This is a genomic window from Streptococcus oralis (genome assembly GCF_001075675.1).
GTDB lineage: Bacteria > Bacillota > Bacilli > Lactobacillales > Streptococcaceae > Streptococcus > Streptococcus oralis_V.
This window is the reverse complement of sequence record NZ_JUNW01000044.1, coordinates 1-15,992: the sequence shown is the minus strand read 5'-3', so window position 1 is coordinate 15,992 and position 15,992 is coordinate 1. Positions and strand designations below refer to the sequence as shown.

At 40.6% G+C, this 15,992-nt stretch carries 15 protein-coding genes and 1 pseudogene; 13 read left to right on the top strand and 3 right to left on the bottom strand.

Annotated features, from left to right (window positions below; translation table 11 throughout):
* Positions 1–60: 60 nt before the first annotated feature.
* The 3 genes from pcsB (at position 61) to tsf (ending at position 3,392) form a co-directional block, all read left to right on the top strand.
* Positions 61–1,269: a peptidoglycan hydrolase PcsB gene (pcsB, locus tag ADM50_RS06410; protein WP_049484941.1), complete on the top strand. Its 1,209-nt coding sequence runs from the start codon at positions 61–63 to the stop codon at positions 1,267–1,269.
* 224 nt (positions 1,270–1,493) lie between these two features.
* Positions 1,494–2,273 carry a 30S ribosomal protein S2 gene (gene rpsB / locus ADM50_RS06405; protein ID WP_000268475.1) on the top strand — a complete coding sequence of 260 codons (780 nt, stop codon included), beginning with the start codon at positions 1,494–1,496 and terminating at the stop codon, positions 2,271–2,273.
* 78 nt (positions 2,274–2,351) lie between these two features.
* Entirely contained in the window at positions 2,352–3,392 is a 1,041-nt protein-coding gene (gene tsf / locus ADM50_RS06400) for a translation elongation factor Ts (protein ID WP_049484940.1), read from the top strand.
* A 103-nt stretch (positions 3,393–3,495) separates the two neighbouring features.
* On the opposite strand, the gene cysK is transcribed toward tsf, so the two are convergent.
* The 3 genes from cysK to ADM50_RS06385 all read right to left on the bottom strand — a co-directional run bounded on the left by cysK (position 3,496) and on the right by ADM50_RS06385 (position 5,613).
* Positions 3,496–4,422, bottom strand: coding sequence for a cysteine synthase A (gene cysK / locus ADM50_RS06395; protein WP_049484938.1), 927 nt, complete (start codon positions 4,420–4,422; stop codon positions 3,496–3,498).
* Between the two features lie 96 nt (positions 4,423–4,518).
* Positions 4,519–4,962 carry a PH domain-containing protein gene (locus tag ADM50_RS06390; protein WP_049484937.1) on the bottom strand — a complete coding sequence of 148 codons (444 nt, stop codon included), beginning with the start codon at positions 4,960–4,962 and terminating at the stop codon, positions 4,519–4,521.
* A 15-nt stretch (positions 4,963–4,977) separates the two neighbouring features.
* Positions 4,978–5,613, bottom strand: a complete 636-nt coding sequence (locus ADM50_RS06385) for a YigZ family protein (RefSeq protein WP_049484935.1) — start codon at positions 5,611–5,613, stop codon at positions 4,978–4,980.
* Positions 5,614–5,669: 56 nt separating this feature from the next.
* Between ADM50_RS06385 and ADM50_RS06380 the strand changes: the two genes are divergently transcribed.
* The 10 genes and pseudogenes from ADM50_RS06380 to ADM50_RS06335 form a co-directional block, all read left to right on the top strand.
* The gene (locus tag ADM50_RS06380; RefSeq protein WP_049484932.1) at positions 5,670–6,968 is read left to right on the top strand and encodes an ATP-dependent helicase ComFA; all 1,299 of its coding nucleotides are present in this window, start codon (positions 5,670–5,672) and stop codon (positions 6,966–6,968) included.
* Entirely contained in the window at positions 6,965–7,627 is a 663-nt protein-coding gene (locus ADM50_RS06375; RefSeq protein WP_049484930.1) for a ComF family protein, read from the top strand. Before ADM50_RS06380 ends, ADM50_RS06375 begins: the two co-directional genes overlap by 4 nt.
* A gap of 79 nt (positions 7,628–7,706) precedes the next feature.
* Positions 7,707–8,255 carry a ribosome hibernation-promoting factor, HPF/YfiA family gene (gene hpf, locus ADM50_RS06370; protein ID WP_000599111.1) on the top strand — a complete coding sequence of 183 codons (549 nt, stop codon included), beginning with the start codon at positions 7,707–7,709 and terminating at the stop codon, positions 8,253–8,255.
* A gap of 81 nt (positions 8,256–8,336) precedes the next feature.
* Positions 8,337–9,515 (top strand): acetyl-CoA C-acetyltransferase, encoded by a 1,179-nt coding sequence (locus ADM50_RS06365; protein WP_049484962.1) that lies wholly within the window; start codon positions 8,337–8,339, stop codon positions 9,513–9,515.
* Positions 9,516–9,660: 145 nt separating this feature from the next.
* Positions 9,661–11,634, top strand: a complete 1,974-nt coding sequence (locus tag ADM50_RS06360) for a DHH family phosphoesterase (RefSeq protein ID WP_049484928.1) — start codon at positions 9,661–9,663, stop codon at positions 11,632–11,634.
* Positions 11,631–12,083: a 50S ribosomal protein L9 gene (rplI, locus tag ADM50_RS06355; protein WP_000864211.1), complete on the top strand. Its 453-nt coding sequence runs from the start codon at positions 11,631–11,633 to the stop codon at positions 12,081–12,083. Before ADM50_RS06360 ends, rplI begins: the two co-directional genes overlap by 4 nt.
* Positions 12,084–12,126: 43 nt before the next feature.
* The gene (dnaB, locus tag ADM50_RS06350) at positions 12,127–13,479 is read left to right on the top strand and encodes a replicative DNA helicase (RefSeq protein WP_049484927.1); all 1,353 of its coding nucleotides are present in this window, start codon (positions 12,127–12,129) and stop codon (positions 13,477–13,479) included.
* A gap of 1 nt (position 13,480) precedes the next feature.
* Complete coding sequence (locus tag ADM50_RS06345; protein ID WP_001278165.1) at positions 13,481–13,747, top strand: Veg family protein; 267 nt, start codon at positions 13,481–13,483, stop codon at positions 13,745–13,747.
* Between the two features lie 99 nt (positions 13,748–13,846).
* Positions 13,847–14,968: a CHAP domain-containing protein gene (locus tag ADM50_RS06340; RefSeq protein ID WP_053092709.1), complete on the top strand. Its 1,122-nt coding sequence runs from the start codon at positions 13,847–13,849 to the stop codon at positions 14,966–14,968.
* A gap of 115 nt (positions 14,969–15,083) precedes the next feature.
* Positions 15,084–15,992: pseudogene (locus tag ADM50_RS06335) on the top strand (SIALI-17 repeat-containing surface protein); the annotation flags it as partial.

Sequence of the window (15,992 nt, the reverse complement as noted above, 5' to 3'; positions counted from 1 at the left end):
TTATTATGTCTTTTTTTGGTATACTAGTAATGTCTTAAATAGAAGGAGTATCTACACAATATGAAGAAAAAAATCTTAGCGTCACTTTTATTAAGTACAGTATTAGTGTCACAAGCGGCGGTATTGACAACTGTCCACGCTGAAACAACTGATGAAAAGATTGCTGCTCAAGATAGTAAGATTAGTAATTTGACAGCTCAGCAAAAAGAAGCTCAAAAACAAGTAGATGAAATCCAAACGCAAGTTACAGCTATCCAAACTCAACAAACGAACTTGGAAACTGAGAATGAAACTCTACAAGCTGAATCTAAAAAACTTGAAGGAGAAATTACAGAGCTCTCTAAGAACATTGTTGCTCGTAATGAATCTTTGGAAAAACAAGCACGTAGCGCACAAACAAACGGTGCTGCAACTAGCTACATCAATACAATTGTAAACTCAAAATCAATTACAGAAGCTATTTCACGTGTTGCAGCAATGAGCGAGATTGTATCAGCTAACAACAAAATGTTGGAACAACAGAAAGCTGATAAGAAATCTATCGCTGAAAAACAGGTTGCAAATAATGAAGCAATCAACACTGTCATTGCGAACCAACAAACGCTTGCTGACGATGCACAAGCATTGACAACAAAACAAGCAGAGTTGAAAGTTGCTGAGTTAAACCTTGCTGCAGAGAAAGCTACTGCAGAAAGTGATAAAGCTACTTTATTGGAACAAAAAGCAGCAGCAGAGGCAGAAGCAAAAGCAGCAGCTGAAGCAGAAGCAGCTTATAAAGCACGTCAAACAAGTCAACAACAATCAGTTGTTGCTTCTGGAAATACAACACTTTCAGATCAAGTGCAAGCGACTTCAAGCTCTTCATCAGATGATGATTCAAGCTACACTCCAGCACCTGCTCCAACTCCAACTAGACAGCGTCCAACATACAGTACAAATGCTTCAAGTTATCCAACTGGAGAATGTACTTGGGGAGCTAAAACATTGGCACCTTGGGCTGGAGATTACTGGGGTAACGGAGCGCAGTGGGCTACAAGTGCAGCAGCTGCAGGATTCCGTACTGGATCAACTCCACAAGTTGGTGCGATTGCATGTTGGAATGACGGTGGATATGGACACGTAGCGGTTGTTACAGCAGTTTCATCATCAACTAGCATTCAAGTATCAGAATCAAACTATGGTGGAGATCGTACAATCGGTAACAAACGTGGATGGTTCAACCCAACTACAACTTCTGAAGGTTACGTAACATACATCTATCCAAACTAATGAATGAAACGAAGAGGCTCGATTTGAGCCTCTTTTATTATTTTTTATCGGAAGCAAGGCCGAAATCTATCAAAACCACTTGAAAATATGGCTAAAATGTGGTAAAATGAAACTTGTCGTGTAAACGATAATACTCATTCTTGATGAATTGTGAAACTGTTGCCCTCGGGTCGTTTTGCAAGTTGAAGTCGAGGAGAGGAAAAAAACAAAAAGGAGAAATACTCATGGCAGTAATTTCAATGAAACAACTTCTTGAGGCTGGTGTACACTTTGGTCACCAAACTCGTCGCTGGAACCCTAAGATGGCTAAGTACATCTTCACTGAGCGTAACGGAATCCACGTTATCGACTTGCAACAAACTGTAAAATACGCTGACCAAGCATACGACTTTATGCGTGATGCTGCAGCTAACGATGCAGTTGTATTGTTTGTTGGTACTAAAAAACAAGCTGCTGACGCTGTTAAAGAAGAAGCAGAACGTTCAGGTCAATACTACATCAACCACCGTTGGTTGGGTGGAACTCTTACTAACTGGGGAACTATCCAAAAACGTATTGCTCGTTTGAAAGAAATCAAACGTATGGAAGAAGAAGGAATCTTCGACGTTCTTCCTAAGAAAGAAGTTGCACTTCTTAACAAACAACGTGCACGTCTTGAAAAATTCTTGGGTGGTATCGAAGACATGCCTCGTATCCCAGATGTAATGTACGTAGTTGACCCACATAAAGAACAAATCGCTGTTAAAGAAGCTAAAAAATTGGGTATCCCAGTTGTAGCGATGGTTGACACAAACACTGACCCAGACGATATCGATGTAATCATCCCAGCTAACGATGACGCTATCCGCGCTGTTAAATTAATCACAGCTAAATTGGCTGACGCTATCATCGAAGGACGTCAAGGTGAAGATGCAGCAGCAGTTGAAGCAGAATTTGCAGCTTCAGAAGCTCAAGCAGACTCAATCGAAGAAATCGTTGAAGTTGTAGAAGGCGACAACGCTTAATTCATATAAATAGTAATTACCTAGGAGGGCGGGGCCTAGCCCAGCTCTCCTATTTTTAAAAAATATAGGAGAATCAAAATGGCAGAAATTACAGCTAAACTTGTAAAAGAGTTGCGTGAAAAATCTGGTGCCGGTGTTATGGACGCTAAAAAAGCGCTTGTAGAAACAGACGGTGATATCGAAAAAGCGATCGAATTGCTTCGTGAAAAAGGTATGGCGAAGGCAGCTAAGAAAGCTGACCGTGTTGCAGCTGAAGGTTTGACTGGTGTATTTGTTAACGGTAACGTTGCAGCAGTAGTTGAAGTAAATGCCGAAACTGACTTTGTTGCGAAAAACGCTCAATTCGTTGAGTTGGTAAATGCTACAGCTAAAGTAATCGCTGAAGGTAAACCAGCGAACAACGAAGAAGCACTTGCTTTGACAATGCCTTCAGGTGAAACTCTTGAAGCTGCATATGTATCTGCAACAGCTACAATCGGTGAAAAAATCTCATTCCGTCGTTTTGCTTTGCTTGAAAAAACAGATGCACAACACTTCGGAGCATACCAACACAATGGTGGACGTATCGGTGTTATCTCTGTTATCGAAGGTGGAGACGAAGCTCTTGCTAAACAAATCTCAATGCACATTGCTGCGATGAAACCAACAGTTCTTTCTTACAAAGAATTGGATGAGCAATTTGTTAAAGATGAGTTGGCACAATTGAACCACGTAATCGACCAAGATAACGAAAGCCGTGCAATGGTTGGTAAACCAGCTCTTCCACACTTGAAATATGGATCAAAAGCTCAATTGACTGATGAAGTGATTGCTCAAGCTGAAGAAGACATCAAAGCTGAGTTGGCTGCAGAAGGCAAACCAGAAAAAATCTGGGACAAAATCATTCCAGGTAAAATGGACCGCTTCATGCTTGACAACACCAAAGTTGACCAAGCATACACACTTCTTGCACAAGTATACATCATGGATGACAGCAAGACGGTTGAAGCCTACCTTGAATCAGTAAATGCTTCAGTAGTTGAGTTCGCTCGCTTTGAAGTTGGTGAAGGTATTGAGAAAGCTGCAAACGACTTTGAAGCAGAAGTTGCAGCTACAATGGCAGCAGCCTTGAATAACTAATAGAAAAGGAAGCAAATTGCTTCCTTTTTCTTTTGGTCTAGAGAGTAGATTCTGTATGAGTAAACAAAAAGCCCTTTAATAAGGGCTAAGTGCATTTAGGAGGCTACACTTCAAATTCATAGAGTGCTGTAGACAAATAACGTTCGCCGTTATCTGGTGCTAAAGCAAGGACTTTCTTACCTGCACCTAATTTCTTGGCAACCTCAATTGCCCCGTAAATCGCTGCAGCTGAAGAAATCCCAACAAGGAAGCCTTCTTTTCCACCAATTTCACGGCCAAGTGCTAGAGCATCATCTGACGTCACGCGGATGATACCATCATAGGCCTTTGTATCAAGTGTTTCAGGAATAAATCCAGCTGAGATGCCTTGAATTTTGTGAGGTCCTGGTTTTTCACCAGACAAGATAGCTGACTCGTCTGCCTCAACTGCATAAACTTGAATGTTTGGATTTGCTGCTTTAAGAGCGTGAGAAACACCTGAGATCGTTCCACCAGTACCGACACCACCCACAAAGGCATCTAGTCCATCAGAACCGAAAGCAGCTAGTATTTCAGCTCCTGTTGTTCTTTCGTGTACTTCTGGATTAGCTGGATTATTAAATTGGAGTGGAAGGAAGCCGTCACGTTGAGCAGCGATTTCCTGAGCTTTAGCAATAGCCCCTTTCATTCCTTCACTACCAGGAGTAAGGACGAGTTCAGCACCATAGGCTTGGATAATCTTACGTCGTTCCACACTCATCGTTTCAGGCATGACGATAACAACTTTATATCCTTTAGCGGCACCAACCCATGAAAGACCGATACCAGTGTTTCCACTCGTTGCTTCAACAATGGTAGCACCCGGTTTTAGAATACCATCTTGTTCCGCTTTTTCAATCATGCTAAGGGCAATACGGTCTTTTACTGACGATCCAGGGTTAAAAGCTTCTAGTTTAACATAGACATCTGCAGCACCCTCTGGAACAATGTTGTTAAGTTTAACAATCGGTGTTTGTCCAATAAGTTCAGTGATATTGTTATAAATAGCCATAGATATACCTCTTTGTATAAGATGATACTAGTATAACGCGCTCTAGGCTATTTGTAAAATATAGAAATCCTATCGAAGCGATAGGATTTTTTTATATCAAAGGTCTAAGCCATTAATTTTCAATCGATTGTGATAAGCAAGTTCTAGTAAATAGGTGTAAAGGGGAAGAATATCCGTTTTCTTAGGAAATTCAAATTTGTGATAACTAAAATGCTCATTATGTGCTTTTAGAAAGACATTTTCTAAATAAGTGATCGTAATCTCACTATCATCTATACCTGCTCCAGCAGTTTCCATTTCAACGTTGACAATGTTCATCAAAAAGAGTGACTTAACAGACACCTTACGACCAGTGGCACCTTGCTTATCTGTAAAGATGATACGGATATTTGTAAAGATAATTGAATCGCGAATAAGTTTATATCCACTTTGAATTTCCTCATTCTCTAGTAGATATTGTCCATATTCTTTGATAAGAGTCTCTTTGTTTTCCTCGCTGAAGTTACCAGCAAGTCCTTGAATAAATTTTCCAAACGACATGTATTTCTCCTTTATTTACACTAAGTTTACAGGAACTTCAACTTCTCGTAAACCTTGATCTGTTAAAGTAACCCTACCATTAAAAAACTCTACAAGAGCAGACTTGATATTTTCTTTCTCTTCCTTATCAACATAAATCATTGTATCAACTTGATCTGTAAAGTTTGTATCCAGCTCCATGAGATGATGTTCTTTAAGAAAGTTGCTGTACTCTTGGTATTGAGCATAAGACATTTGAATGGTTATTCCAGCCTGTTCTTTGATTTCAATAATGCCTATTTCTTTGACAGCCAAGGCCACACTACCTGCATAAGCACGAATCAAACCACCCACACCTAACTTAATTCCACCAAAGTAACGAGTAACTACTACGCAGACATTGGTAAGATTATGATTTTCTAAGACGCCAAGCATAGGGACTCCAGCAGTACCACTAGGTTCGCCATCATCACTCGTACGCTTGATCTCACTGCGTTCCCCTAGAATAAAAGCAGAGCAGTTATGGGTGGCTTTGTAGTGTTCTTTTTTGATAGCAGTGATAAAGTCACGAGCTTCTTCTTCACTATAGACACGCTTGGCATGACAGATAAAACGGGATTTTTTGATTTCTTCTTGGACCTGCCCATCCTCTTTAATTGTTCTAAATTCCATGATTTAATTGTACTAAAAAATTACCTAAAGCGCTAGATTTTTACGAATATTAAAGTATGAAAGTAAATCCAAATTACCTCGGTCGCTTGTTTACTGAGAAAGAATTAACTGAAGAAGAACGACAGGAAGCAGTGAAACTGCCAGCAATGAGAAAAGAGAAGGGGAAACTGTTTTGTCAACGTTGTAATAGTTTGATTCTAGAAGAATGGTATTTGCCTATTGGTGCCTACTATTGTAGGGAGTGCTTACTGATGAAGCGAGTCAGGAGTGATCAAGCCTTATACTATTTTCCGCAAGAAGATTTTCCTAAGCAAGATGTCCTCAAATGGTGTGGTCAGTTAACCTATTTTCAGGAAAAGGTATCAGAGGGGTTGATTCGAGCAGTCGAAAAGAAAGAACCGACTTTAGTTCATGCTGTGACAGGTGCTGGAAAGACAGAGATGATTTATCAAGTTGTGGCCAAAGTGATTGATGATGGTGGTGCAGTTTGTTTGGCAAGTCCTCGAATTGATGTGTGTTTGGAACTGTATAAGCGACTGCAGAATGACTTTGCTTGCGATATAGCGCTACTCCATGGCGAATCAGAGCCCTATTTTCGAACTCCCTTAGTAGTTGCAACAACTCATCAGTTATTAAAATTTTATCATGCTTTTGATTTGTTGATAGTGGATGAGGTAGATGCCTTTCCTTATGTTGACAACACTATGCTTTACTATGCTGTAAAGAATAGTGTAAAGGAGGATGGATTGAGGATATTCCTTACAGCAACTTCTACAGATGAGTTAGATAGGAAGGTTCGCACAGGAGAATTAAAACGATTAAGCTTGCCGAGACGGTTTCATGGAAATCCTTTGATTATTCCTAAACCAGTCTGGTTATCGGATTTTAATCGCTGTTTAGAGAAAAATCAATTGTCAACCAAGTTAAAGACCTATATTGAGAAACAGAGAAGAACAGGTTATCCCTTACTGATTTTTGCATCAGAGATTAAGAAAGGCGAAAAACTAAAAGAAATCTTGAAGGAGCAGTACCCGAATGAGAATATCGGCTTTGTGTCTTCTATCACAGAAAATCGATTAGAGCAAGTACAAGCTTTTCGAGATGGAGAATTGACGATACTGATCAGTACGACAATATTGGAACGAGGAGTTACCTTCCCTTGTGTGGATGTTTTCGTAGTAGAAGCTAATCATTGTCTCTTTACCAAGTCTAGTTTGATTCAGATTGGTGGTCGAGTTGGGCGTAGTATGGATAGGCCGACTGGTGAGTTGCTCTTCTTTCATGATGGATTAAATGCTTCCATCAAAAAGGCAATCAAGGAAATCAAGCAGATGAACAAGGATGCGGGATTATGAACTGTTTACTATGTGGTCAAACTACAAAGAGTGAGTTAACTTTTAGTAGTCTTTTCCTTTTGAAAGATGATTGCAGTTATCTTTGCTCAGCTTGTGCTTCTAGTTTTGAGAAGATTGGTGAGAATTATTGCCCAAACTGTATGAAAATAGGGATGTCAACTCAATGTCAAGATTGTAAACTTTGGTGTAAAGAAGGAGCTCAGGTTGATCATAAGGCGATATTTACCTATAATCAAGCTATGAAAGACTTTTTCAGTAGATATAAGTTTGATGGTGATTTTTTGCTTAGAAAAGTTTTTGCTTCCATTCTTGCTGAGGAGCTGAAAAAGTATAGAGGATATCAATTTGTGTTGATTCCCCTAAGCCCTGAAAGATTGCTTGAGAGGGGGTTTAACCAAGTCGAGGGTTTGGTTGAGGCAGCAGGCTTTTCTTTTAAAGATATATTAGGAAAAAGAGAAGAGAGTGCTAGTTCTTCTAAAAGCCGTTTAGAAAGGTTGGCTACTGAAATTCCATTTTTTATTAAAGATGGAATCTCACTTCCCAAGAAGATTTTGCTGATTGATGACATCTATACAACAGGGGCAACTGTGAATCGTGTGAAACGACTTTTGGAAGAAGCAGGTGCTTTGGAAGTTAAAACTTTTTCCCTTGTAAGATGAGGAAAAAATTTGCAAAATGAAAATGAAAGCGTTATAATATATTTAGAAAAACAAAAATGTTTAGAAAGAAGGTACTTATATGATTAAATATAGTATCCGTGGTGAAAACCTAGAAGTAACAGAAGCAATTCGTGATTATGTAGTTTCTAAACTCGAAAAGATCGAAAAGTATTTCCAACCTGAGCAGGAGTTGGATGCACGTGTGAACTTGAAAGTTTACCGTGAAAAAACAGCAAAGGTTGAAGTAACAATTCCGCTTGGATCTATCACTCTTCGTGCTGAAGATATTTCTCAAGATATGTATGGTTCTATCGATCTTGTAACAGATAAAATTGAACGTCAGATTCGTAAAAATAAAACTAAAATCGAACGTAAGAATAAAAATAAAGTTGCGACAAGTCAACTCTTTACAGACGCTCTAGTTGAAGATGCAAATGTTGTGCAACCAAAAGTCGTTCGTTCAAAACAAATTGATTTGAAGCCAATGGATTTAGAAGAAGCTCTTCTCCAAATGGATTTATTGGGACATGATTTCTTTATCTATGTAGATGTAGAAGATCAAACAACTAATGTTTTGTATCGCCGTGAAGATGGTGAAGTCGGTTTGTTAGAAGTGAAAGAATCATAAAATAGAATGTTCAAAGTGGTTTACACCAGTGTAAACCACTTTTGTATTGCAATATTATAAAAGGTATAAATGGGGGCAGTTATGAAAGACGTGGTGATTGTTTCTGCAGTACGAACTCCAATAGGCTCCTTTGGAGGAAGTTTGAAGAATGTTTCAGCTGTTGATTTGGGAGCTTTGGTTATTAAGAGTGCTTTGGAAAGAGCCAATGTCAAACCAGAGCTAGTAGACGAAGTGATTATGGGGAATGTCCTAGGCGCAGGTTTAGGTCAAAACGTAGCTCGTCAAATGAGCGTTCATGCAGGACTCCCTGAATTTACACCAGCCTTTACTATCAACAAGGTTTGTGGTTCCGGTTTGAAGGCCGTGCAGTTGGCTGCTCAAGCGATTCGATGTGGCGATGCAGATATTATCGTAGCTGGTGGTGCAGAAAACATGAGTCAGGCGCCATACGTTATGCCAAGCTTCCGTTGGGGTGGCCGTATGGGCGATTCGAAGGTTGTAGATACTATGATTAAGGACGGTTTGTCTGATGCCTTTAACGAATACCATATGGGGATTACAGCTGAAAATGTGGCCGAAGAATATGGTGTCAGTAGAGAAGAGCAAGATGCTCTTGCTTTAGAGTCACAAAAACGAGCAGTTGCAGCTATAGAATTTGGACGCTTTAAAGAAGAGATTGTGCCAGTGGTCATTCCTCAACGCAAAGGCGATCCTATTGTTTTTGATACAGATGAATATCCTAGAAAAGATGCTAGCTTAGAGAGTTTGTCTAAGCTAGGTTCTGTTTTCAAAAAAGACGGTTCGGTCACAGCGGGAAATGCTTCAGGAATCAATGACGGGGCAGCAGCTGTCTTAATCATGAGTTCTGAAAAAGCGGAAGAATTAGGACTTTCAGTGATGGCCCGCATTCGTTCGTATGCAAGTGCAGGTTTGGATCCTAAGATGATGGGATGTGGACCGATTTATGCGACTCGCAAGGCTCTTGAAAAAGGCAATTTGACAGTTGAAGATCTCGACTTGATTGAGTCAAATGAAGCCTTTGCTGCCCAGGCTTGTGCAGTTGGTAAAACACTTGGTTTCAACACAGATATTGTCAACGTCAATGGTGGCGCCATTGCTCTTGGTCACCCAATTGGGGCTTCCGGTTGCCGTATCCTAGTGACGCTGGTACATGAGATGATGAAACGTGATGCTAAAACTGGGTTAGCAACTCTCTGTATCGGAGGAGGGATGGGGACTGCCCTTATCGTGGAACGTTAGGTGTTAGTGATTTGAACACGTGGGTAGGAGGGTGATGATTCCCTCCTCTTTTTGTGTCTGAAGTTAGAGAAATGAAGGGCTTGCATCTTTTAAAGGGTCGCTTTTTAAGGGCATTTGTGATATAATAATGCGCAAGAGGTTTAGAATGAAAAAAAATAATTTAATCCCGTTTTCTGCGCTCTTACTAGGACTTGCAACTTTCGGAATCTTAACTTTGCTGATTATTTTTTCACATAATCTTGCTGTAACAATCACTGTTTTGTTTTTATTTGTACTGCTTTATCTGCTTTTGTTTGTATGGCAAAAAAAACAGTATGAAAAGAGCGAAATTGAACAAATCCAATATGTAAATCACCAAGCTGAAAATAGCTTGAGTACTTTGCTTGATCAAATGCCGGTGGGAGTCCTGAAATTAGACTTATCAAGCGGAGAAGTGGAATGGTTTAATCCCTATGCTGAGCTGATTTTAACTACTGAAGAAGGCGAAATTGATGTTGAGTTAATTCAAACCATCATCAAAGCTTCTGTTGGAAATCCTGGTTCGTATGCTACCTTGGGCGAAACACGATATGCTGTTCATATGGACAAGGCTTCGGGTGTTTTGTATTTCTTTGATGTTTCTGGAGAGTACGAAGCAACTGTCGAATTGGTAACTAGCCGTCCAGTCATTGGAGTCATCTCAGTAGATAACTATGATGATTTGGAGGATGCGACATCTGACTCTGATATCAGCCATATCAATAGCTTTGTAGCTAATTTTGTTTCAGAATTTGCAAGTAAGTATGCTATGTTCTCTCGCCGTGTGGGGATGGATCGTTTTTATGTATTCACAGATTACACAGTACTCGAGGAATTGATGAATGATAAATTCTCTGTTATTGATACTTTCCGAGAAGAATCAAAACAGAGGCAGCTACCCCTAACTTTAAGTATGGGATTTTCTTATGGTGATGGAAACCATGAGGAAATAGGGAAAATTGCCTTGCTCAACTTGAACTTAGCAGAAGTTCGCGGTGGTGACCAGGTGGTGGTCAAGGAAAATAACGAAACCAAGAATCCAGTCTACTTCGGTGGAGGAACTGCTGCATCTATCAAACGTACTCGTACACGTACGAGAGCCATGATGACAGCCATTTCTGATAAGATTCGAAGTGTTGACCAGGTTTTTGTAGTCGGTCATAAAAATCTAGATATGGATGCTTTGGGATCTGCTGTTGGTATGCAGTTGTTTGCAAGTAATATTATTGAGAACAGTTATGCTGTCTACGATGCAGACCAGATGCCAGCAGATATCGAACGTGCTATTCAGTTCTTGAAGAAGGAAGATGTCACGAAACTCTTATCTCTTACAGATGCGATGAAGTTAGTTACAAACCGTTCATTATTGATTCTGGTGGATCATTCCAAGACGGCTTTGACTTTGTCAAAAGATTTTTATGATTTGTTCACTCAAACTATTGTTATTGACCATCATAGACGTGATCAGGATTTCCCTGAGAATGCAGTCATCACCTATATTGAAAGTGGGGCAAGTAGTGCCAGTGAGCTGGTCACAGAATTGATTCAGTTCCAAAATTCTAAGAAAAATCGTTTGAGTCGTATGCAGGCCAGTGTTTTGATGGCTGGTATGATGCTGGATACCAAGAATTTCACCTCTCGCGTGACGAGTCGAACTTTTGATGTGGCTAGCTACCTTCGAACACGGGGAAGCGACAGCATCGCGATCCAGGAGATTGCTGCGACTGATTTTGAAGAATACCGTGAGGTAAATGAACTTATTTTACAAGGTCGTAAGCTAGGTTCAGATATCTTGATTGCCCAAGCTAAGGACTCAATGTCTTATGACACAGTTGTTATCAGTAAGGCTGCCGATGCTATGTTAGCTATGTCTGGTATTGAAGCCAGCTTCGTTCTAGCCAAAAATACACAAGGATTTATCTCAATCTCAGCTCGAAGTCGCAGTAAAATCAATGTTCAACGCATTATGGAAGAGTTGGGTGGCGGTGGTCACTTTAATCTAGCTGCTGCGCAAATCGAGAATATGAGTCTGTCAGAAGCAGGAGAAAAATTGACTCAACTTGTCTTGGATGAACAAAAGGAAAAGGAGAAAGAAGAATGAAAGTAATCTTTTTAGCAGATGTTAAAGGAAAAGGGAAGAAAGGCGAAATCAAGGAAGTACCAACTGGCTACGCTCAAAACTTCCTGATTAAAAAGAATTTGGCCAAGGAAGCGACTGCTCAAGCAGTGGGTGAGTTGCGTGGAAAACAAAAATCTGAAGAAAAAGCTCATGCAGAGATGATTGCTGAAGCAAAAGCCATCAAGGCTAAGCTTGAAGCAGAGGAGACTGTTGTAGAGTTTGTTGAAAAGGTTGGACCAGATGGCCGTACATTTGGCTCAATCACCAATAAGAAGATTGCAGAAGAATTGCAAAAACAATTTGGTATTAAGATTGACAAACGCAATATTCAAGTGCAAGCACCAATTCGAGCAGTAGGTTTGATTGATGTACCAGTGAAGATCTATCAAGATGTTACAAGTGTCATCAATCTTCGTGTAAAAGAAGGTTAAGTTTACAACTTCTTGACAAGATTGTAAAAGGAAGGAAAGTCGGATGGCAGAAGTAGAGGAACTGCGAGTTCAACCTCAGGATATTTTAGCAGAACAATCTGTTCTGGGGGCTATTTTTATAGATGAGAGTAAGCTCGTTTTTGTCCGAGAATACATTGATTCTCGCGACTTCTTTAAGTATGCTCATCGGTTGATTTTCCAAGCGATGGTAGACTTGTCGGATCGTGGAGAAGCGATTGATGCGACAACAGTTCGGACGATTTTGGATAGCCAAGGCGATCTGCAAAATATTGGTGGATTGTCCTATCTTGTTGAAATTGTCAACTCAGTACCAACTTCAGCTAATGCGGAGTATTATGCTAAAATTGTTGCCGAAAAGGCTATGCTTCGTCGCTTGATTTCCAAGTTGACAGAGTCTGTCAACCAAGCCTATGAAGCTTCTAAGCCTGCAGATGAAATCATTGCTCAGGCTGAAAAGGGACTCATTGATGTTAGCGAAAACGCCAATCGTAGTGGGTTCAAGAACATCCGAGATATTCTAAACATCAACTTTGGGAACCTAGAAGTTCGGTCACAACAAACAACGGATATCACAGGTATTGCTACAGGCTATCGTGATTTGGACCATATGACGACAGGTCTCCACGAGGAGGAGCTGATTATCCTAGCGGCGCGTCCAGCGGTTGGTAAGACGGCCTTTGCTTTGAACATTGCTCAGAACATCGGGACTAAGTTGGACAAGACGGTTGCTATCTTTTCGCTGGAAATGGGTGCGGAAAGTCTAGTAGACCGTATGTTGGCTGCTGAAGGTTTGGTGGAGTCCCATTCTATCCGTACAGGTCAATTGACTGATGAGGAATGGCAAAAATATACCATTGCTCAAGGGAACCTAGCCAACGCGAGTATCTATATCGATGATACACCAGGGATTCGGATCACGGAAATTCGCTCTCGCTCACGTAAACTGGCTCAAGAAACAGGCAATCTAGGCTTGATTTTGATCGACTACCTACAGCTTATTACAGGGACTGGTCGTGAGAACCGCCAACAAGAAGTCTCTGAAATTTCTCGTCAGTTAAAAATCCTAGCTAAAGAGCTAAAGGTTCCAGTCATTGCTCTTAGTCAGTTATCTCGTGGAGTGGAACAGCGTCAGGATAAGAGACCAGTCTTGTCTGATATTCGTGAATCGGGTTCTATCGAGCAGGATGCGGATATCGTAGCCTTTCTATACCGTGACGACTACTACGATCGTGCTGGTGAAGAAGAGGAAGAAATTCCAAATAACAAGGTTGAGGTTATCATCGAGAAAAACCGTAGTGGAGCTCGTGGAACGGTGGAATTGATTTTCCAAAAAGAATACAATAAATTTTCAAGTATCTCAAAGAGGGAGGCATAAGATGTCAGATGCATTTACAGATGTAGCCAAGATGAAAAAAATCAAAGAAGAGATCAAGGCACATGAGGGACAAGTCGTTGAAATGACTTTGGAGAATGGCCGTAAGCGCCAAAAAAATAGGTTGGGTAAGCTAATTGAGGTGTATCCATCTCTATTTATCGTTGAATTTGGGGATGTTGAAGGAGACAAACAAGCCAATGTCTACGTTGAATCCTTCACCTACTCAGATATCTTGACAGAAAAGAACTTGATTCGCTATCTAGACTAAGAATCCTAAAATGAAGTGAGCTTTGCTCACTTTTTTCTTTTTCTCCCGAATAGTATAAACGAGGGAAACCTCGGAAATTTATATTATTAAGGAGAATGAATGACGTTTTTAAAATCAGGAGTTAAGAAGAGTAGATGTACTCAGTTGAGTGTAGGGCTGGCTACTTTGTTCGTTACGAGTACCTTTTTGTTTGGTGGGGAATCGGTTCAAGCCGACAGTGTAGCGCGTGGAGATGATTATCCGCTTCACTACAAAAATGGTAGTGTCGAAATCGATCAGTGGCGGATGTATTCTCGCCAGTGTACCTCTTTTGCGGCCTTTCGTTTGAGTAGTGTAAATGGCTTTGAGATTCCTCCTGCCTATGGAAATGCAAATGAATGGGGACATCGTGCAAGGCGAGAAGGCTACCGTGTGGATACTAAGCCAGAAGTTGGGGCTATTGCTTGGTCGACAGAAGGTTATTATGGGCACGTGGCCTGGGTATCAAATGTATCAGGGGATACGATTGAAATCGAAGAGTATAACTATGGGGTTCGAGAAAAGTATAACCGTCGAAAAGTCAAGGCTAGTTCGATGACAGGTTTTATTCACTTCAGGGATTTATCCGCTAACCATAGTGTGAGTGAGGTTTCTCGTAACTCAGAGCTTCCGTCCAGCGGGACAATAGTATTTACAGGGAAATCGCCGATTATGGACCAACCGTCAAGTACAGGACAAGTTATTGACTACTATTATGCTGGTGAGAGTGTAAGCTATGACCAGGTTATTGAAAAGGACGGTTATAAGTGGCTCGGTTATTTGTCTTATAGCGGTTATAGAAGATATGTGCAGTATGAAGAGTTAATCAATACAGTGAAAGGCTGGAAAAAAGAAGGAGGGAGTTGGTATTACCGAGAGAATGGTAAGCTAGCGACAGGATGGAAAAAAGTTAATGGCAATTGGTATCATTTAAAAGAAAATGGGGCCATGTCAACTGGCTGGATTAAGGATGACTCTCACTGGTATTATCTAAAGGCTTCGGGTGAGATGCAGACGGGATGGGTTAAAGACAAGGGAACCTGGTATTACTTAGAGGAATCTGGTCGGATGAAAGCTAGTCAATGGTTCCAAGTCTCGGGTAAACATTACTATGTCGATGCTTCGGGAGCCTTAGCTGTTAATACGATTATTGATGGCTACAGACTAGACAGTGATGGGGTAAGAATAGGAAGTGTTTCTTAAACATTATACAAGCTTTCTTCTTGTTGATAAAATTTTAAAAGCTATAACAAACTAGTTGACGTTCGTTAAGGGATATAATATAATAACATCGAAAACTAAAAAGGGGCATTATCTAATGGACAAGAAGAAAGTTATTTTAACAAGTTTAGCAAGTGCAGCTGTATTGGGTGCTAGTGTACTCGTTTCACAGTCTTCAGTAGTTAAGGCAGATGAAGGGAAAGCAGAAGAGCAGGCAGTTGTTCCTGCACAACCACAAGCTGGAACAGAAGGGGAGAGCGGTGCTCAAACTGAAAAGGGATCAGAAAACGCTAGTCCAGCTAATCCTGGTGCGACAAATCCAGCTAAGATGACCAAAGAAGAGTTGATGAAGGCTTTGGATGAACTTGAGGAACAGGCTATTAGTGATATTGAGGATAAGGAAGCAATTGAGGACAAAGAGGCTGCAACTGAAGCTGTGAAGGAATATATCGGTAAGATGTATATTTCAGACACTCTTGAGTCTGGAGAGCTCAGCCTAGATAATATCATCGCTGAATTGCCAGAAGGTGCAGAAGATAAGGCTGTGGTAACAGGTCCTGAAGCTCAAACTAATAAAAAATTATCTACTGAGGAGAAGGCTCTACTAGACCAGGCTGAAAAAGATGCTAAAGAACAAGTTTCTCAAGCGACGGATGCTCTGGTTCAAGCCCTAGAATCTCTTGAAAATGCTGTAATTGAAGATATTAAAAAAGACGCTTCAATCACCGATAAAGAAACGGCCATCAAAGAAGCCAAAGAAGAGATCGGTAAAGAAGACCTTTTGAAGGCTATCGCAGATGAGGATTTGGAGATTGGTGATGTTATTGTAGACTGGCCAGCAGATACGAGCGAGCACAAAACAGTAGTTGAACCTGTATCAGAATTCACAGATGAAGACCAAGCTAAGTTAGACGAAGCTGATAAAGAGGCTCAGGTTGATGCAGCTAAAGTTCGCTCAGATTTAATCGCTACCTTAGAAAAAATTGAAAAAGAGACAATCGACGAC